At 44.6% G+C, this 17,916-nt stretch carries 16 protein-coding genes and 1 tRNA gene; 5 read left to right on the forward strand and 12 right to left on the reverse strand.

Annotated elements, in window-relative coordinates; genetic code table 11:
• The first annotated feature begins 248 nt into the window (after nucleotides 1-248).
• Together JKP82_RS18240 and ggt are read left to right on the forward strand one after the other, a co-directional pair.
• A complete protein-coding gene (locus JKP82_RS18240) occupies nucleotides 249-1,625 on the forward strand; it encodes a Na+/H+ antiporter NhaC family protein (protein WP_126872899.1) in 1,377 nt (458 codons plus the stop codon).
• 129 nt (nucleotides 1,626-1,754) lie between these two features.
• The gene (ggt, locus tag JKP82_RS18245) at nucleotides 1,755-3,389 is read left to right on the forward strand and encodes a gamma-glutamyltransferase (protein ID WP_258544435.1); all 1,635 of its coding nucleotides are present in this window, start codon (nucleotides 1,755-1,757) and stop codon (nucleotides 3,387-3,389) included.
• Between the two features lie 56 nt (nucleotides 3,390-3,445).
• On the opposite strand, the gene JKP82_RS18250 is transcribed toward ggt, so the two are convergent.
• The 4 genes from JKP82_RS18250 to JKP82_RS18265 form a co-directional block, all read right to left on the reverse strand.
• On the reverse strand, nucleotides 3,446-3,865 hold the full coding sequence (locus JKP82_RS18250; protein ID WP_218398169.1) for a VOC family protein: 420 nt from the start codon (nucleotides 3,863-3,865) through the stop codon (nucleotides 3,446-3,448).
• A 10-nt stretch (nucleotides 3,866-3,875) separates the two neighbouring features.
• The gene (locus tag JKP82_RS18255) at nucleotides 3,876-5,282 is read right to left on the reverse strand and encodes an aldehyde dehydrogenase family protein (RefSeq protein ID WP_159528430.1); all 1,407 of its coding nucleotides are present in this window, start codon (nucleotides 5,280-5,282) and stop codon (nucleotides 3,876-3,878) included.
• Between the two features lie 238 nt (nucleotides 5,283-5,520).
• Nucleotides 5,521-6,819: an adenylosuccinate synthase gene (locus tag JKP82_RS18260; protein WP_218398171.1), complete on the reverse strand. Its 1,299-nt coding sequence runs from the start codon at nucleotides 6,817-6,819 to the stop codon at nucleotides 5,521-5,523.
• A gap of 170 nt (nucleotides 6,820-6,989) precedes the next feature.
• Nucleotides 6,990-7,175: a DUF2065 domain-containing protein gene (locus tag JKP82_RS18265; protein WP_159528427.1), complete on the reverse strand. Its 186-nt coding sequence runs from the start codon at nucleotides 7,173-7,175 to the stop codon at nucleotides 6,990-6,992.
• 281 nt (nucleotides 7,176-7,456) lie between these two features.
• Here JKP82_RS18265 and JKP82_RS18270 point away from each other — a divergent pair, with 281 nt between their 5' ends.
• Nucleotides 7,457-7,882 (forward strand): hypothetical protein, encoded by a 426-nt coding sequence (locus JKP82_RS18270; protein ID WP_159528425.1) that lies wholly within the window; start codon nucleotides 7,457-7,459, stop codon nucleotides 7,880-7,882.
• A gap of 28 nt (nucleotides 7,883-7,910) precedes the next feature.
• On the opposite strand, the gene trxA is transcribed toward JKP82_RS18270, so the two are convergent.
• Nucleotides 7,911-8,780: a thioredoxin gene (gene trxA / locus JKP82_RS18275; protein WP_159528423.1), complete on the reverse strand. Its 870-nt coding sequence runs from the start codon at nucleotides 8,778-8,780 to the stop codon at nucleotides 7,911-7,913.
• 174 nt (nucleotides 8,781-8,954) lie between these two features.
• Between trxA and JKP82_RS18280 the strand changes: the two genes are divergently transcribed.
• Nucleotides 8,955-9,284: an Mpo1-like protein gene (locus JKP82_RS18280; RefSeq protein WP_159528421.1), complete on the forward strand. Its 330-nt coding sequence runs from the start codon at nucleotides 8,955-8,957 to the stop codon at nucleotides 9,282-9,284.
• A gap of 128 nt (nucleotides 9,285-9,412) precedes the next feature.
• On the opposite strand, the gene JKP82_RS18285 is transcribed toward JKP82_RS18280, so the two are convergent.
• The 6 genes from JKP82_RS18285 to purE form a co-directional block, all read right to left on the reverse strand.
• Entirely contained in the window at nucleotides 9,413-10,546 is a 1,134-nt protein-coding gene (locus JKP82_RS18285; protein WP_159528419.1) for a PQQ-dependent sugar dehydrogenase, read from the reverse strand.
• A 29-nt stretch (nucleotides 10,547-10,575) separates the two neighbouring features.
• Nucleotides 10,576-11,049: a Dps family protein gene (locus JKP82_RS18290; protein ID WP_013785598.1), complete on the reverse strand. Its 474-nt coding sequence runs from the start codon at nucleotides 11,047-11,049 to the stop codon at nucleotides 10,576-10,578.
• A 139-nt stretch (nucleotides 11,050-11,188) separates the two neighbouring features.
• Complete coding sequence (locus JKP82_RS18295) at nucleotides 11,189-11,674, reverse strand: copper chaperone PCu(A)C (protein WP_159528417.1); 486 nt, start codon at nucleotides 11,672-11,674, stop codon at nucleotides 11,189-11,191.
• 157 nt (nucleotides 11,675-11,831) lie between these two features.
• A tRNA-Thr gene (locus JKP82_RS18300) sits at nucleotides 11,832-11,907 on the reverse strand.
• 61 nt (nucleotides 11,908-11,968) lie between these two features.
• Nucleotides 11,969-13,105 (reverse strand): 5-(carboxyamino)imidazole ribonucleotide synthase, encoded by a 1,137-nt coding sequence (locus JKP82_RS18305; protein ID WP_218398174.1) that lies wholly within the window; start codon nucleotides 13,103-13,105, stop codon nucleotides 11,969-11,971.
• Nucleotides 13,102-13,596, reverse strand: coding sequence for a 5-(carboxyamino)imidazole ribonucleotide mutase (purE, locus tag JKP82_RS18310; protein ID WP_159528413.1), 495 nt, complete (start codon nucleotides 13,594-13,596; stop codon nucleotides 13,102-13,104). The genes JKP82_RS18305 and purE overlap by 4 nt, the downstream gene beginning before the upstream one ends.
• A 242-nt stretch (nucleotides 13,597-13,838) precedes the next feature.
• On the opposite strand from purE, the gene nhaA reads away from it, so the two are divergent.
• Nucleotides 13,839-15,116 (forward strand): Na+/H+ antiporter NhaA, encoded by a 1,278-nt coding sequence (nhaA, locus tag JKP82_RS18315; RefSeq protein WP_159528411.1) that lies wholly within the window; start codon nucleotides 13,839-13,841, stop codon nucleotides 15,114-15,116.
• Here the strand turns inward: nhaA and JKP82_RS18320 are convergent.
• Nucleotides 15,078-17,894: an ATP-binding protein gene (locus JKP82_RS18320; protein WP_218398176.1), complete on the reverse strand. Its 2,817-nt coding sequence runs from the start codon at nucleotides 17,892-17,894 to the stop codon at nucleotides 15,078-15,080. The two genes, nhaA and JKP82_RS18320, sit on opposite strands and share 39 nt — an antisense overlap.
• Nucleotides 17,895-17,916: the final 22 nt, after the last annotated feature.

Here is a 17,916-nt window from a genome sequence, read left to right on the forward strand (position 1 = left end):
TCAAAAACCAATGCATACAGAATAAATACGTGTCATTCTGTGGAATTAACCGTGTGCTCTGCGTTACGCTAGTCGCTATTGCACATAATCATGCATATGAATTGCTGTTCAATGTGCAAATGTATAGCTAACCGCCCGTTTCGCATTCACGAACAGCGTCGTGTAGATTTAGTATCAACGTACAAGCTCAGATATTCGCTCTATAAGCGAATGGCAGTATTTCACAATAATAAAGTATGGAAAGTAGTATGGATTGGGTATCAATTATCCCCCCATTGGTTGCGATCATTGTCGTATTCTGGAAAAAAGAAGTTATCTTGGCATTGCTACTCGCGGTGCTGTGCTCTGAAGCACTTATTTTGTTAACTGCAAGCCCCGCCACCAGCTTTCTTGCGCCAATCAATGCTATAGAGCGCGTAGTCGATACCGCTTCAAGCCCAGGTAATACCCGAGTCATTTTATTTTCTGTTTTAGTTGGCGCCCTGCTGGCGTTCATTCGCGACTCTGGCGGTGTAACCGCTACGGTTAATTACTTAGTGGGCAAAGGGGTGGCCAAGAACAAAAAACAGGTTGGCAGCCTGACAATGTTTACCGGTATCGCAGTATTTATTGAATCGAATTTGAGTGTGTTAACGGCGGGGATCTTTGCTCGAGGTTTATTCGACCGCTTCGGCATGAGCCGCGCCCGTTTGGCGTATATAATTGATTCCACCAGCGCACCAGTATGCATACTCATTTTACTTAATGGTTGGGGAGCGTTCATATTGAGCTTGCTCGACACCTACGAGCTACCAGCATCTTCAGCCTCCATACTGTGGGGCAGCGTATTCTTTAACTTCTACGCTATTTTCACTTTGTTGATTGTGGCTTACACCATAGCCGCAGACAAAGTGCACGGGCCATTGGCTTTAGAAGAGAAAACCCTATCGAAAACAGACATTCCCCAACAAACTGAAACCGCCACTAAAGCGCGTTACATGTTAGTGCCATTGCTAACCATGGTATTCAGCATGGTGGGTTTTATGTTTTGGACCGGCAACGGCACCTTGTCTGAAGGCAGTGGCAGTAAATCTGTGCTTTATGCAACGGCTCTTGCCACAGCAATCGCTTATGGCCTTTTACTTTGGCACAAACGATTCACTCACAAAGAAGCCGTTGAGATTGGCTTTAAGGGTATGGGCGAATTACTACCACTCGTCACCATTGTGTTGCTGTCTCTTACCTTGGGCAATAGCTTAAAAGACTTAGGCACAGGTGTATTTGTGGCAGGCGTGGTGGGTGAATACCTCCCCCTTGTTTTCATCGTACCTATGTTGTTTATTGCAGGGGCGGTGATGTCCTTTACTACCGGAACCTCGTGGGGCACCTTTGCCATTCTTATTCCTATCGGCGTGCCATTAATTCAAACCCTTGGATTACCCCCTTCGTTGGTTGTTGCAGCCATTTTAGGTGGTGGTATTTTTGGTGACCATTGTTCACCTATTTCCGATACCACTGCCGTGTCGTCATTAGCCGCAGGCTGTGATGTATTAACCCATGTAAAAACCCAGTTTCCTTACGCGCTTGTGGCGGGCGGGTTAACCTTGGTGGGTTATCTTATTGCTAGCATTATTATGATTGGCTAGCGCGAGTTACGACAAGCTTGTGCTAGGTCTATTTTTCACAATTCTGATAATAAGTTTTATCTAAGTTTCTCAATTTTAAGGAGTTAGGCAGTGTTGAAGAAAACGTTTTTTCTATTCTCATTTGTATTTCTGACAGCATGTAGTCAAACAGGCGGTGATTCAACGCCAACTCAGCAAGAAGCCGTAGCGATGCCCGATACCTTTAGTGCCGACGCCGCTTATGCGATACTAGAAGAGGGGGGTAATGCGATAGACGCTGCCATTACTGCACAGTTTGTGCTGGCAGTAACCCTACCTGAAGCGGGTAATGTGGGCGGTGGTGGCTTTATGACCATTGCGTTTGAGGGCAACACTGATTTTCTCGATTACCGCGAAATGGCACCATCTGAGGCACATCGAGATATGTACTTAGATGACGAAGGAGAGGTAAAACCCTACGAGTCACTTTTTGGCGCGAAAGCATCAGGTATTCCAGGCACGGTGGCCGGTATGTGGGCTGCCCATCAAAAATACGGCAGTTTACCGTGGAGTCGCTTAGTAGCACCTGCGGTTGAGCTAGCTGAAAATGGCTTCTTGGTACCAGAAAAGCTTGCCAATAATATAACTCGCTACTTAGCTCGTACCCGCGAGCAAGGCTTAAACAGCAACTTTGCAGATTACTTTGAACAAGCCAAAGCCAATACGGTATTCAAGCAACCTGAACTAGCAACTACCTTAAAAGCGATTCAACAGCACGGCCAAGACGGTTTTTACCAAGGCGAGGTTGCAAAGAAAATTGTTTCCTTTATGCATGAAAACGGTGGGCTAATTAACCACAGCGACCTTGCGGCTTATAAAGCCGTATGGCGTAAACCGCTAGAACTTAATTGGCAAGGGTTCACACTAGTTACAGCACCGCCACCAAGTTCAGGCGGCGTGGCTGTAGCCCAGTGGATTGGCATGCTTGAAAGCTATGGTAGCAATCATACACTGCCAGATCATAACAGCGCCGAATACCTGCATGTGATGTCTGAAATTGGTAAACGTGTATTTGCAGATAGAGCAGAATACTTAGGCGATCCTGATTTTGTTGAAGTCCCTGTAGCTAAGCTTGTTGCCCCTGATTATATCAAAGGCCGCGCAGCCCTTATTCAACCCAATAGTATTTCAGACACGCCAAGTGTTAAACCTGGCTTAAAAGAAAGTGAAGATACCACCCACTTTTCTATTATGGATAAATGGGGCAATGCTATTGCTAACACCACCACCATTAACCTTACCTTTGGTAGTGGCGTGGTAGTAACGGGTGCAGGGTTCTTGCTTAATGATGAGATGGATGATTTTAGTGCCAAGCCTGGCGTACCTAATTTCTTTGGTGCTGTCGGCGGTGAAGCGAATGCTATTTCACCTTACAAACGCATGCTATCTTCAATGACACCTACTCTAGTAAAACAGGGCGGTGATGTGGTTTTAGCAACCGGTTCGCCTGGTGGCACTACGATTATTTCGTCGGTAGCACAGTCGTTATTAAACGCATTATTGTTTAATTTTGATGCCACAAAATCTGCTAACGCTCCTCGTTTTCACCACCAATTACTGCCTAAAGATACCATTCGTGTTCACCCAGGGTTTGATGAGTCAACATTGGCTGAATTAACTGACATGGGCTACACCATAGATGCCCGCCGCTTTGGAGATGTGCATTTAATTAAGCGCACAGCGCAAGGTGTAGAGGCCGCTTCTGAAGCAAGCGGACGCGGTAAAAGCATAGTGTCTGCACGCTAAATCGTGCTGTTGTTGTAGCGCTTTCGCCTTTGAAAGCGCTCACGGTTCAATACAGGCTAATCAGTCGCAAATAACTGTTCAATAGAGGCAAATGCTTTGAACTCCAGTGCATTACCGCAATAGTCCATAAAGAACATGGTAGCTTGTTCTCCTGACTGGCCTTTAAATCGAATGTAAGGCTCAATAACAAACTCAATATCGGCAGCGCTTACTTTGTCAGCCAACGCCTGCCATTGAGACATTTCAAGCACGACGCCAAAATGAGGGACGGGTACGGCATGACTATCTACCCCATTATGGGAAGGGGGTGACGGCATTGCCTCAACGCAATGAGTGACTAGTTGATGACCGAAGAAGTTCCAATCAATCCATTGGCTATCACTGCGCCCTTTTTCACAGCCTAATAGTTCGCCGTAAAAGGCCTCTGCATTGGTAAGGTTACTGACAGGTATTGCTAAATGAAACGGCTGCGCCATGCGTTATGTCCTATAAAAATTTCTTCAATAACGATAGTTTGAATTTAGAAAATGGCGCATAACGTACGGGGGCATCTAAAGCGAAGGCCCGCTTCATTACGGTTTTGACATGACTAAAGGTATCAAACCCAGCTTGGCCATGGTAACTACCCATGCCGCTGTTACCCACGCCGCCAAAAGGTAGCTCTGGGTTAGTCATGAAAATCATCGTGTCGTTGGTGCACACACTGCCCGAGCTCGTTTTTTCAATGATATTATTAAGTACTTTATCGTCATCACTGAACGCATACAGCGCCAAAGGTTTAGGTCTGTCGTTGATAAACCCGATGGCTTCGTCGATAGAGGCGACGGGCACTATAGGTAAAATAGGACCGAAAATCTCTTCTTGCATGATTACGCTGTCTTTCGCAGGGTCGAGTACCAATGTAGGCGTCATGGCAGGCCGCGCTTCATTTATATCTCCGCCGTAAACTACGTTAACCCCATCTAAGTACCCTTGAAGGCGATGCAAATGGCGGGTATTGATAATATTACCGTAATCTTTCGATGAAAAAGGGTTTTTACCAAACTGGGATTTAAGCTCTTTCTTAATGGCGTCTATTAGCTTTTGTTCAAAGCCTTTCACCACTAGCACGTAGTCGGGCGCAATACAGGTTTGCCCCGCATTCATCCACTTGCCCCAAACAATTCGACGCGCGGTAATTTTCAAGTTGGTGCTACTATCAACAATACAGGGGCTTTTACCGCCCAGTTCCAGCGTAACAGGGGTTAAATGCCTAGCGGCTGCAGACATGACAATTTTGCCAACCGCTTCGCCGCCAGTGTAGAAAATATGATCCCATTTACACGCAAGTAATGCCGACGATTCTTCCTTTCCGCCCTCAATCACTTCTACACATGAAGTATCCATGTACTGGGGAATGAGTTTCGCCATAATCGCTGAGGTTTCAACGGCCAGCTCAGATGGTTTCAACACCGCGCAGTTACCTGCTGCTAATGCGGCAATGTAAGGCGCCAGCAACAACTGAAGTGGGTAGTTCCACGCGCCTATGATAAGCACTGTTCCCAAAGGTTCTGGTTGCTGAAAGCTTTTGCCCGGCCACGCAATAAGTGGGGTGGATACTTTTCGGGGCTGCATCCATTTATTTAAATGCTTTTGGGTATGCTTAATATCCGATAGCAAAAAGCCATGTTCGGCCACGTAGGCTTCACTTTCGCTTTTACCTAAGTCTTGATGAAGTGCGTGCAATATCTCTTTTTCGTTTTCAATCAGCAGGCGCTTTAGGGCGTCTAATTGACTCTTACGCCATTCTAAAGAACGGGTTTTGCCAGACTTAAAACTTGTTTGAAGCGAAGCTACCGTATCGAGAAAGCAAAAACCGGGTTCTACGGCATGAAGCGTTGGTTGATTAGACATAATACATTCCACCTGCATGTGAAGACTGTTGACCTGCTGGGTTTTAAATTCAGGTTCAGGCACAACCGAATAAGCCAATATTCATTTTATAGTAATGAGGGCAATAAACCACAACCCAATTATTTTGTTAATTAATGTTTAATTATTACCTGAATATCAGTTGACTGCCTACACGAAAAAGCCCGGTACTTAAAAATAAGTACCGGGCTTTTAAATGGCCTAACTAGACGGGGCTAGTTTACGCGTCGTATGGGTTGCGTAAAACAATCGTCTCGTTACGATCAGGGCCAGTAGAAACGATATCTACTGGAACACCGGTAAGGTGCTCTAGGCGCTGAATGTAGCTTTTCGCAGCTTGTGGTAAGCCTTCAAACGTCGTTACACCGTACGTGTTGTCGCTCCAGCCTGGCATTTCTTCATACACTGGGGTGACTTTATCGTAACCGTCAGCCGCCATAGGAGGAACATCTTTCACGTTACCGTCTGCATCTTTATAACCGATACAAATTTGTAGTGACTCTAAGCCGTCAAGCACATCTAATTTGGTTAAGCAGAAACCGGTAATCGAGTTAATTTGAACTGCACGCTTCATTGCTACAGCATCAAACCAACCAGTACGGCGCTTACGACCTGTAGTTGCACCAAACTCGTGGCCTTTAACGCCTAAATGATTACCCACTTCGCAATCGAGCTCGGTAGGGAATGGGCCAGAACCTACACGAGTTGTGTACGCCTTAACAATACCCAATACATAATCTAACTTTAACGGCCCAAAACCAGCGCCAGTGGCTACGCCGCCAACAGTGGTATTAGAAGACGTTACATAAGGATACGTACCGTGATCGATATCAAGCAATGTACCTTGCGCACCTTCGAACATGATTGGCAGACCCGCTTTATGGGCTTTATCTAGTTCGTCGGTTACATCAACAACCATTGCTTTAAGAATGTCAGCAACGGCCATGGCACCTTTTAAGGTTTCATCGAAATCGACTGCTTCTTCACCATAGTATTTAGTCAATGTGAAGTTGTGTACATCAAGTACTTCTTTGAGCTTAGCTGCAAAATCTTCTGCATTGAACAAATCGCCCACGCGTAAACCACGGCGAGCCACTTTATCTTCGTACGCTGGTCCAATACCGCGACCAGTAGTACCAATAGCTTTAGCGCCACGGGCTTTTTCGCGCGCTACATCTAAAGCAATGTGATAAGGAAGAATAAGGGGGCATGCTTCACTGATTTTCAAACGCTCACGTACCGGAACACCACGCTTTTCAAGCATCGTCATTTCCGTCATGAGTGCATCAGGGCTAAGTACTACGCCGTTACCAATAATGCAGGTAACGTTGTCACGCAGAATGCCTGATGGAATTAAGTGAAGAACGGTTTTTTCACCGTCGATTACTAGAGTATGACCTGCATTGTGACCGCCTTGATAGCGAACCACATATTTTGCTCGATCAGTAAGTAGATCTACTACTTTGCCTTTACCCTCGTCACCCCATTGAGTGCCGAGTACCACAACGTTCTTTGCCATGAATCATATTGTGTAAGAAAATTAGGCGGGGATTCTACCAAAAATTCATACCCTTTATCATCTGTTTTATGCGCAAAAATACGCCAGTTATTGAAGATTCATAGTCTTTATCAGTCTAATCCTTGCTAACCAACTGTATATTAGACCAATTTTTAGTAATAAATTTAAACTTATTGTGACAAGTAAAAAAGACAAACCACGCCTATCACAACTAAAACACCGCCGGTTTGACGTAGTTGATTGGTTGGCATTTGACTTATTTGTAATAAATACAAGCGCCAGCGCGTAGGAAATAACAAAGGGCCAATGCCCTCTACAATAAGCACTATTGCTAGCGCGGGCCAAAGCCAATCCATTTAAAACCCCGTTGTTTTATTTAAATTCATTTACACAAACCGCGTAAACTTCCATAAAGCTTGGTAGCAGCTAGCAGCGCCTAAGGTAATCACTTAAGCATAGAAATGACTCAATAGGGATAAACACTCGCACACACATCCCATTTTGCTAACCTGATGGTTATTCGAATATTTTATATTCAACCTACTGAAATTTTTCATTTTTAAAACGCTAAATAGTGCAAAAATTCTATCATCTGCTATACGTAGAGTATTGCACTTAATCACACGGAAACAAATTCATGCGTTTTCCCAAATATGGAAATTATACGTTAGATATCTCTGGGAATGTATTGGAAGTGTTTGCAACGGGTGCGTGGAATTTTAAAACCGCAGAAGCCTTTACTGAAGAAATACATGATTTAGTAGTTAGATTCGATGATAAACCATGGGGAGCACTTCTAGATGGCCGCAGATGGGTATTGTCTACACCAGATACACAACAAGTCGTCATTGACGCTATAAAATATAGCATTACTAAAGGGCTACGACGCTCTGCCTATGTATTAGACACAGGTATGGTAAAGCGCGCGCAGTTAGAATATACCCACCCTGCTAAAGAAAGAGATTTTAATCTTCTAGGCTATGAAAGGAACTACTTTCAACATTACTTTGCAGCGCTTAATTGGCTAGACAAAGAAGGCTTTTCACCTATAACTAAAAAGTAAGGGCACATCATGGCCCTTACTTTCAATGCTAATAAAGCAAGCTGTAGACCTTGCGTCTATATTCAGATTTCAGCGCATCGCCGTCGGTTAATGCATTAATCATATCCAGCATAATTTTACGTGCATCTCCAAAACCAAGCTCTTTTTTCAGTACGGTAAGCAACAAGGATAACGCTTCTTCAGATTTATTGGCTTGGTGTAATTGCACGGCCAAATCCACTTTAAGTTGTAAGTCATCAGGATTGGCTGCTACCGACGCCTGTAATTGGCGAATTTCAGGTGTATCGGCGGCCTGTTCAGCAAGTTCTATTTTACCGTTAAGGGTATTATAACGCGCATCCTGATCGACTAACTTAATCTCGTCCAACAAGGCTTTAGCCTGTGTTATCGACCCTGTCTCAATGTAGCAATCAATCACCATGTACTTGGCATTGATGTTGTCAGGGCTCATCTCTAAAACTTGTTTCGCATTCGATAAGCCTTCTACATAGTCGCCCCGTTGAATAGCTTGTCCTGCCGCGGCAAGAAAATCGTCTTCAGGGTTGGGCAGATATTTAGCTAGCATTTCACGAATTTGCGCTTCTGGTTGAACACCCGCAAAGCCATCTACAGGTTGACCATTTTGCACCACCATCACAGTAGGCAAGCTACGAATACCAAATTGACCTGCAACTTCTTGCTGCGTTTCACAATCCACTTTGGCAAGAATAAGGTGCTCGGCATACTCCCCTGCAATCTTTTCTAAGATAGGCAGTAGATCTTTACATGGTTCGCACCAGTCTGCCCAAAAATCAATAAGCACCAGCTTTTCTTGTGATGCTTCTAAGATAACTTGCTGAAAATTCTCAACAGTAATATCAACGATAGTTGCCGCATTGTTCGCAACAAGATTGTCCATAAAGTGGGCCTTTTAAACATTTATTTTCTGACAATGAATATGGGGTAACTGATAGCAAAAAACAACCGCTACAAAAAATCGGCAACAATGTCGTATTCGCGACATACTTACCTAGGTTGACGTGTTAATTTGTTGTTAACTTACGCGTAACGACACTCACTGGAGGGCTACGCCATGGCTACCGAGTCAAACGTTCACAATCAATTTCAATCTTTTAGCGAGTTCTATCCTTATTACCTTGCGGAACATGCCAATTTAACTTGTAGAAAATTACACTTTATTGGTTCGTGGTTAGTGTTAGGTGTCATCGCCAGTAGCATAGTTACAGGTAACTTAGCATTATTGTGGCTGATTCCGGTAGTTGGCTATGGCTTTGCTTGGGTGGGACATTTCTTTTATGAAAAAAATAAACCTGCGACTTTTCGCCACCCGCTCTATAGCTTGTTGGGCGACTGGGTGATGTTTAAGGACATCTTAATAGGTAAAGTCAGCCTTAGGGCTTAACAATTGCTAAAAACTTAATGGGTGCAAAAAAATAAAAACCAGACGCACCCAGTGCGCTGGCTTTTTAAGTTTTTACCGCAGTGCCTCGCTTTTAATCTACACACTAGAAATAGCGCTGCACTGACCGTTTACTTGGCGGGGGTGAGTTTTAACACTTTGCCGTTGGTAGCATCGGTTAGCAGATAGATAGCACCGTTAGGCCCAACTTCTACATCACGAATACGGGCTTGGTTATCACGCACATATTCATGTTGCTCACCAGGCTTACCGCCATCCATCTCGATTCGTCGTAAATGCGTGAACTTTAACGAGCCTACCAACAAATCTCCGTTCCACTCTGGAAACAAATCACCTTGGTAGAACGCCATACCGCTTGGTGCGATAGAGGGGTCCCAGTAAAGTATTGGTTGTTCCATACCGTCCATATGGGTTTTGTCACTGATAATGTCACCGCTGTAATCAATACCATAGGTAATGACAGGCCAACCGTAGTTAGCACCTTTTGACAACACATTAACTTCATCACCGCCTTTTGGCCCATGTTCCATGGCCCATACATCCCCGGTTTCTGGGTGAATGGTAATACCTTGAACATTTCGGTGGCCGAAGCTATAAATTTCAGGGGCTTTCCCGTCAATAAAAGGGTTATCACTAGGCACGCTGCCATCGCGGTTAACACGCACAATGGTACCGAAATGGTTATCGGTATTTTGCGCTTCCTTCATATATTTATAACGGTCGCCCAAGGTGATAAAAAGCTGCTTGTTGGCATCAAACGCTAAGCGACAACCAAAATGAAAGCCGTTATCAATAAGTGGAGCGGCACTAAAGATAGTTTCAACATTTGCTAGCGCGTTGCCGCTAAGCGTTGCTTTGGCAACGCTACTGCTGCTTCCACCTTCACCAGGTTGGCTGAAACAAAAGTATACCGAATTGTTAGTTTCAAACTCGGGATCGATGGCAATGTCTAACATCCCCCCCTGATTGTTCGCTTCAACCTCAGGCACATTTGATAAGCGCGGCGATAGTTCACCCGATTGGCTGAGGCGTCTGATGCCGCCCTCGCGCTCGGTAATCAGCATGTCGCCATTAGGTAGGAAGGTCATCCCCCAAGGGTGAACTAACCCTTGTGCTAATTCAGTAACCACTAGATTTTTATTTGTCTGTGTTTTAGCGTCTGCTTGTTGCGAAAACGCTGGCTGAGTTGCCCCAGCCAGCGTTAATGTACAAACAGACAGCACGTTTATCATAGTGCGTGTCATAATTTATCCGCCGTAAAGAGTATTTCGGCTTATTTTGCCAACATTGCGCGAAGCATCCAAGCAGACTTTTCGTGAACGCGCATACGATCACCAATCAGTGCAGCAGAAGACTCGTCATCTGCGTCTTGCGCTAACTTAAGTGAATCACGCGATGTTTTAACCACTTGCTCGTGACCATGGGTAAGTAATGCCACCATTTCTGATGCTTCAGGTACGCCTTCCACTTCATCAATTGCGCTTAATTCAGCGAATGACTTGTAGGTACCTGGCGCTGAAACACCTAGTGTGCGAATACGTTCAGCAATTTCATCAACTGCCTCTGCAAGCTCTGTGTATTGTTCTTCAAACATCAGGTGTAGTTGTCTAAATTGTGGACCTTCTACATTCCAATGGAAGTTATGGGTTTGTAGGTAAAGCGTGTAAGAATCTGCTAATAGTTTTTTAAGGCCTTCAGCCACTGCATTACGATCTTCTTCTGAAATGCCGATATCAATCTTGCTCATATGTCTCTCCTTGGGTTAGCAACTAATTCACTAATTTAGAATTGAAAATACCATTCAAATGTTACCTTAATGATACTCTAAGAATATTGATTTGGATTATAATTATAGCGATTGTGCACATCTACTTTGTCGATTCACTTCAATGATGATGCTGATGGCTCGCTTCTTTATCCATTCCTATAATCGGTAAATCTACGGTGTAATCTGGGGCAGCGTCAAAAGACAGGGTAAGTGACACACTATTGCCTTCAACTAGCCCTTTTTCTAACCCCAACAACATCACGTGATACCCGCCCGGCGCAAAGGAAAGCGATTCACTTGGCGCAATGACTATTCCCTCTTTTACTTCTCGCATACGCATCATGTCATTATTCATTTCGGTGGTATGAATTTGCGCGTCGCTGGCAATATCATTGCTTACGTTTACACCTGTTAATTTAACCGGTGTTTCGCTTTTATTACGCAGCGTAAAGTAAAGGGCGGCAGATTGTGCCATTGGAAATGTAGCGCGGGCGAAGCCGTCACTAACAGAAACAGGGTGCGTAGCTTGAACACTGCACGCCGTCAGTGCAAACATAAACACTGAAAGTAACTTAAAGGATAGTGAATGAGTATTGGGTGTCATACCGCCGCTTCCAAAATAAAAAGTTGGCCAATAGTGTACGGTAGGTTTATTCAATAAAGAAGAAAATATAGAGATTCTGAAAATGTATCCCGAAAGGGAAAGCTATAGCGAGGAAGTTAACCTAGAAAGGACTAGATAAAAACGCGATGTGAAAGAATGGTGCCGACTGCCGGAATCGAACTGGCGACCTACTGATTACAAGTCAGTTGCTCTACCAACTGAGCTAAGTCGGCACACTTTTCACACCCACTGGGTTAACAGCGGATGCGTATAATAGCCACAATTAAAAGGTTGTCAACCTTTTAAACGTTTTGCCTCGCCAATCAGTTTCGGAAAGTACTCTAACGGCAAATATTGGCTCAAATCGTGTAATTTTTCGCCCAATTTTTGGTAGCTGTCAGTGGTAACATTGATATGACCCATCTTGCGTTTTTCACGCACCGATTTTCCATACCAATGTAAATGACTGCCATCAATACTCAATAGCTCTCTTGAAAAACTACTGCAGCCAATAATATTTATCATTGCGCTTAGCCCAATAGCCGATGTGTCACCCAAAGGTAAGCCACAAATTGCACGAAGGTGATTTTCAAATTGACTGGTTACTGCACCTGATTGACTCCAATGGCCAGAATTGTGAACTCTTGGCGCAAGTTCATTAACCAAGAGTTCATCACCACATTGAAACAATTCAACCGCTAACACGCCGACATAGTCCATACCTTCAGCCAGTTTCACAAAAATATCGTGAGCTTTGGCCTGAAGCGCTTCATTAACATGAGTAGCAGGGGCAACCGACACATGTAGTTGGCCTTGATAATGTAAATTTTCAGCGAGCGGGTAAGTGCGCACATCGCCTTGCTTGTTGCGCACGCCAATTAATGAAAGCTCACGTTCAAAGGCCACCATCTTCTCTACCACAAGAGGTACTTTTTCTAAATTTAAGGTGGCTAAAGCCCGTTTAAGTTCAGGCAGCTCATCTTTATTGGCTAATCGCCATTGCCCATAGCCATCATAACCATCACGACTGGATTTTAGAATCAGCTTCTCGCCCAATGCTTCAACACATTCATCAAGCTGATCTAAGTGAGTAACAATACGGTGCGCACTGTTAGCGACTTTCATGCCCTCAAGTAATGCTTTTTCTCGCACTCTATCAGCGCCAACCAAAATGCTTTCAATACTGGGCATTAACTTGCCCGTTTTGGTCGCTTCTTCAAGCAAGCGCTCTGGCACATGTTCAAATTCTACCGTGAGTGCATCAGCACCTTCTAAGGCTTGATCTAAGGTGGTATCAAGGGGGGTTTTACTTACTGGGTGCACGACAGTATCGTTGTTTACGTCGACAGCCTGCACGTCAATGCCGAGCGGACTGCCCGCCAAATACATCATTTGCGCCAATTGGCCTGCACCGTAAACGACTACTCTCATTCGTCAAGCTCCAAGGTATTGCTTGAAGCCAATACCGTCTCGGTTTGTTGCTTTCGAAAGGCAATGACTGCATCGCGCACATTCTTATCTTGCAAAGCCACCACTTGAGCCGCTAGCAGACCCGCATTGGCTGCACCTGCTTCGCCGATGGCTAATGTGCCAACCGCTACGCCCTTAGGCATTTGTACAATTGATAACAGGGAATCAAGACCGCTTAATGCTTTAGATTTTACCGGACAACCAAATACTGGCAAGTGCGTGTGCGCAGCAATCATACCCGGTAAGTGTGCTGCACCACCAGCGCCAGCAATAATGGCACTAAAGCCTTCATCTGCTGCACCTTCTGCAAATTCAACCAACAAGTTTGGCGTTCTGTGTGCTGATACCACTTTTGCGTCGAATTCAACACCAAACGACTTCAGCATTTTCGCTGCTTGTTGCATGGTAGGCCAGTCTGAGGTTGAGCCCATAACTATTGCGACTTTCGCCATCTAGAAATCCTCTGAGATAGGTAAATTGGATAACCGGAAAAGCCCGCGATTGTAGCCTAAATCGCCAACAAATCCCACATATTAGCCGTAAGTGATCTAGCCGAGCCCTCATTTTCGTAAAACACTTATATAATTACAAATGGTTAATACTTCCAGTGCCACTTGGTAATCTTTACGACTACCTCTTTTTTCTCGACTGGTTGTAAGCCTTTATTTGGCTAAGGTAAACGGAGGTATCAATAATGTCGAAAGAGCATCAAACAGGCGTAATTGATGAAGTTATTGAAGAAGTGCAGGACGTAGTATCAGATTTTCTTAATAGAGAAGCCGCGCCTGGCATTTTACTGATGATTGCTACTGTTCTGGCGCTTATCATTGCTAACTCTCCTCTTGATCACCTATACGACCAATTAATTAGCCTACCGGTGCAAATTTCAGCAGGCACGTGGGCGATTGATAAGCCCTTACTTTTATGGATTAACGATGGCTTTATGGCCGTTTTCTTCTTTCATGTTGGGTTGGAGCTCAAACGTGAAATATGTGAAGGTGAACTATCAAACCCCAAAGATATTGTTTTACCTGCCACCGGTGCCATAGGCGGCATGCTATTACCGGCCTTAATTTACGTTGGAATTAACTGGGACAACCCTGTAGCAATTGCCGGGTGGGCGATTCCAGCGGCAACCGATATTGCCTTTGCATTGGGTATTTTGGCGTTATTAGGAAGCCGTGTGCCCACTAGCCTTAAGATTTTTTTAGTCACCTTGGCCATTATTGACGATATTGGCGCTATTGTGATTATTGCGCTTTTCTATACCAACCACATCACTATGGGTGCGCTGTTGGTGGCAGCGGCTTGCTTACTGCTGTTATGGCACATGAACAGACGCAATGTAGTGGATATTCCTGCTTATATGATGGTAGGCATTATCTTATGGGTGGCGATGCTCAAATCTGGAGTACATGCCACGCTAGCCGGTGTTATTTTGGCGGCCTTTATACCCATGCGTGACAGTAAGGATGAAACCTACTCGCCGGTAACCCGCTTAGAACGTAGCTTAAATAGCACAGTGAGTTTTGCCATTTTACCCCTCTTTGCTTTCGCTAATGCAGGGATAAGCTTCGGTAATATAAGCCCAGAGGGCATTTTTCACCCCGTTACTTTTGGCATATTTTTGGGCCTAGTGATAGGCAAGCAAGTTGGGGTATTCGGCTTTTGCTATTTAATGATTAAGCTCAAGCTGGCAACCTTGCCTGATGACCTCAACTTAAAACATATTTACGGTTGTGCCCTGCTGTGTGGCGTGGGCTTTACCATGAGCTTGTTTATTGGTGGTTTAGCCTTTGAAGAAACAGGTATTAATCAGATTTTCGACGAGCGAGTGGGTATTTTGGCCGGCTCAATTGTATCGGCAACCTTGGGCTACATTGTATTGTATATGGTAGGCAATAAACCTGTTAACAATAGAGGAAAAGTAGCGTCAAACGCGAGCAAGTTCACGGGCAATACTGTCGATTAACACCTGTTTTCTAATCGGCTTGCTTAAATGTGCATTCATACCGGCGGCTATACACGCCGCCTTATCATCGGCATAAGCATTTGCCGTTAATGCAATAATGATCACGCTATCTTTGTTCAGCGCATGCTGACGAATCTGTTTCGATGCAGTAAGGCCGTCCATTACAGGCATTTGGTAATCCATTAAAATAACATCAAACGTATGACGTTTCGCAGCCTCTATCGCTTCAATACCATTTTTAGCCCTGATGCGTTTAACGCCAACAGAGCCAAGCATATCCATGACAATATCAGCGTTTACATCGTTATCTTCAGCAAGTAATACTCGTAGTGTGCTTGGTAAAGAATGCGCTTTTACATTGGATGTAGCTTCTTGCGTTTCGCCTTTTTCACACGGAAAACTAAAATAAAAAGTGGTTCCTGTGCCTTCAGTACTTTCAACTGTAATACTGCCACCAAGGAGCTCTACAAGCCCTTTCGTAATGGCCAACCCCAATCCAGTCCCCCCATAATCACGGGTTATAGAGGCATCAGCCTGTTCAAACTGATCGAATATGCTATCAATCTTTTCTGGTGGTATGCCAATGCCTGAATCTGTAACCGAACAATAGAGCTCGCCTTGGGTGTAGCTATAATTGGCTTCAACCAAAATGGTGCCTTGATGGGTAAACTTAATCGCATTGCTTACCAAGTTATTAATGATTTGGCTAAGCTTGCCTCCATCGGTAATCACCACTTGTGGAACATTTTCATCAATACTCACGTCAATCGAAATGCCTTTCTTGCTTGCACTTCGCTCGTACAGCACACTGCACGCATCGATGGTTTGTGCAACGGAAACACTTCGCTTATCCAGTAGCATTTTACCTGACTCAATTTTTGACCAATCTAAGATGCTGTCGAGGATCATTAAAAGGTGGCTGGCAGAAGTCGATATCGTTTCCGTTCTATGGCGTGCCCCGTCAGGTAAGGGTAACTCCATCATTAATTCGCACGATCCAATAATGCCATTCATTGGGGTACGAATTTCATGGCTCATATTGGCTAAAAATTGGGTTTTAGCCACGCTCGCCGCTTTTGCTTCTTCAAGCGCCGTGGCCAAGTGTCGCGTTTTCTCTTCAATCTTATTTTCTAAACTATGGTTAAACTCAGCGAGTTCAACATTTAGCGCTTGTTCTTTGGCGCGGGCGAATTCAAGGGCTTTAAAAGCATCAAATAAGCGCCCTTCTAAGCTACTAAACTCATCATTAAGAGAAGCAAGTTCTTGTATGTGCAACGTACTCCCCGCTAACGTTGCCTCTCTACGTACTTCTGAAGGCGTAAAATTGGCTATATAGCGTATTAGCCTGCGAATGGGAGACTCAATCATTCGTGCCACCACAGAGCCCATGAACGTACCAAACACTGACAAGGCGAGGAGCAATAATAAGTCAATCAACAAATACTCGCTCATTGCCGACAAAAAACGTCGATAATCGTAGTAATAGCTAACCTGCCAATCTGCGGTAGGCAGCTGACCTTCCAGCCTCAACCATTGCTTGTTAAGCGGCCCATCTTCAATTTTGATATCGCACTCACCATCGCATGAATACGCAGGCGCCTTGTTCAGTGGCTTTAAGCCTAACGCGTCTGACGCGTAAATAACCTCACCTTTAGCATCTTCGAGTAAAAGCGAAAAACCATCAAGATTAAGTGCATCTACTGTCGAGAAGCTTCGAAGGGATAATGAGCCTTCTACAATACCAATAGGTGCGCCATTGTCATTTAGAATAGGCGAGGACATGGCAACAATGGCATCGTTTCCAAACCCTTGCCCTTGGAAAACATTAGAAAGATACGGCCCGCCCGTTTCCATTGCCTGAGAAAAATAAGGTCGGTAAGCCACATTGCCAGCACCGACTGCCTGTGCTTTGTTCAATAGTCCAGGTGGGTAGGAGTGGGTTATATTTCCACTTTCATCGGCCACTAAAAAAGTGATGAATTCAGGGTAATGCGCAGCTAAAACTGAAAGCTGATTGCTGCTAGCCTCTTCTAACTTTTCAATTGCATAGGGCGTAGATAGTGATTGCGAAGCAACAGCGATCGCTTTTTGATGTTGCCCTATAAAATCGGATAATTGTTGCTCTAATACCGCAACACGTTGTTGCATGTACCGAATGATTTGTGCTTCTTGATCATCTTGATATAGCGCGACAGATAAATACACCACCGCCATGGAGGCTGCAAAAAAACAACCTGAAAAGAAATAACTGAACAGAAAATGCAGTGAGACTTTTTCTTGCGACCCCGTCTTGGTGTGTTTAAGCCCTTTATTCGCTAGAAACACAAAGTGCCCAGAGATAAGCCCAAACACACCGCTTACCCAGGTGACAAGCACCCCCGAAAACATCATTGTTGGCTGGTCGGCTTCGTAAAGCGCATGTTCTAACAATAATATGGGTAGGAAAATAAGCGACCAAAAGCCAGCGCCTACTTTAATTACTCGGCTCAGGGATTTTTTGTACCCGAATAAGCTTACTACGATTGGGAGTAAAGACAGGCTTTCTTTACCCACAATACTGCCGTGAGTTAGCCATAAAGGAACGCAGATAACTAACGCAATCGGTATTGCGATTACAGGAGGGAACCGAAGTGCGGCATATACGCCAACCCCAACCCCGAAAACAGCGATACCGCTGCTATCAAATGGCGCAGGCACTGCGTTTAAAGCAATACCCACAACCACTACAAGTAACAGGTGTAATACCAGAGTTAACGACCACTGATGTTTATCGTACAACAACGCCCCCCTCTGGCATCAC

Source organism: Alteromonas lipotrueae (assembly GCF_019249215.1).
Lineage (GTDB): Bacteria > Pseudomonadota > Gammaproteobacteria > Enterobacterales > Alteromonadaceae > Alteromonas > Alteromonas lipotrueae.

What these genes read in the sequence shown, in the direction of transcription:
- nhaA (WP_159528411.1), top strand. Translation starts at nt 13,839, where the DNA reads ATGTCGAAAGAGCATCAAACAGGCGTAATTGATGAAGTTATTGAAGAA.
- JKP82_RS18280 (WP_159528421.1), top strand. Translation starts at nt 8,955, where the DNA reads ATGGCTACCGAGTCAAACGTTCACAATCAATTTCAATCTTTTAGCGAG.
- JKP82_RS18250 (WP_218398169.1), bottom strand. Translation starts at nt 3,865, where the DNA reads ATGGCGCAGCCGTTTCATTTAGCAATACCTGTCAGTAACCTTACCAAT.
- purE (WP_159528413.1), bottom strand. Translation starts at nt 13,596, where the DNA reads ATGGCGAAAGTCGCAATAGTTATGGGCTCAACCTCAGACTGGCCTACC.
- trxA (WP_159528423.1), bottom strand. Translation starts at nt 8,780, where the DNA reads ATGGACAATCTTGTTGCGAACAATGCGGCAACTATCGTTGATATTACT.
- JKP82_RS18260 (WP_218398171.1), bottom strand. Translation starts at nt 6,819, where the DNA reads ATGGCAAAGAACGTTGTGGTACTCGGCACTCAATGGGGTGACGAGGGT.
- JKP82_RS18270 (WP_159528425.1), top strand. Translation starts at nt 7,457, where the DNA reads ATGCGTTTTCCCAAATATGGAAATTATACGTTAGATATCTCTGGGAAT.
- JKP82_RS18295 (WP_159528417.1), bottom strand. Translation starts at nt 11,674, where the DNA reads ATGACACCCAATACTCATTCACTATCCTTTAAGTTACTTTCAGTGTTT.
- JKP82_RS18285 (WP_159528419.1), bottom strand. Translation starts at nt 10,546, where the DNA reads ATGACACGCACTATGATAAACGTGCTGTCTGTTTGTACATTAACGCTG.
- JKP82_RS18240 (WP_126872899.1), top strand. Translation starts at nt 249, where the DNA reads ATGGATTGGGTATCAATTATCCCCCCATTGGTTGCGATCATTGTCGTA.
- JKP82_RS18255 (WP_159528430.1), bottom strand. Translation starts at nt 5,282, where the DNA reads ATGTCTAATCAACCAACGCTTCATGCCGTAGAACCCGGTTTTTGCTTT.
- JKP82_RS18305 (WP_218398174.1), bottom strand. Translation starts at nt 13,105, where the DNA reads ATGAGAGTAGTCGTTTACGGTGCAGGCCAATTGGCGCAAATGATGTAT.
- JKP82_RS18265 (WP_159528427.1), bottom strand. Translation starts at nt 7,175, where the DNA reads ATGGATTGGCTTTGGCCCGCGCTAGCAATAGTGCTTATTGTAGAGGGC.
- JKP82_RS18290 (WP_013785598.1), bottom strand. Translation starts at nt 11,049, where the DNA reads ATGAGCAAGATTGATATCGGCATTTCAGAAGAAGATCGTAATGCAGTG.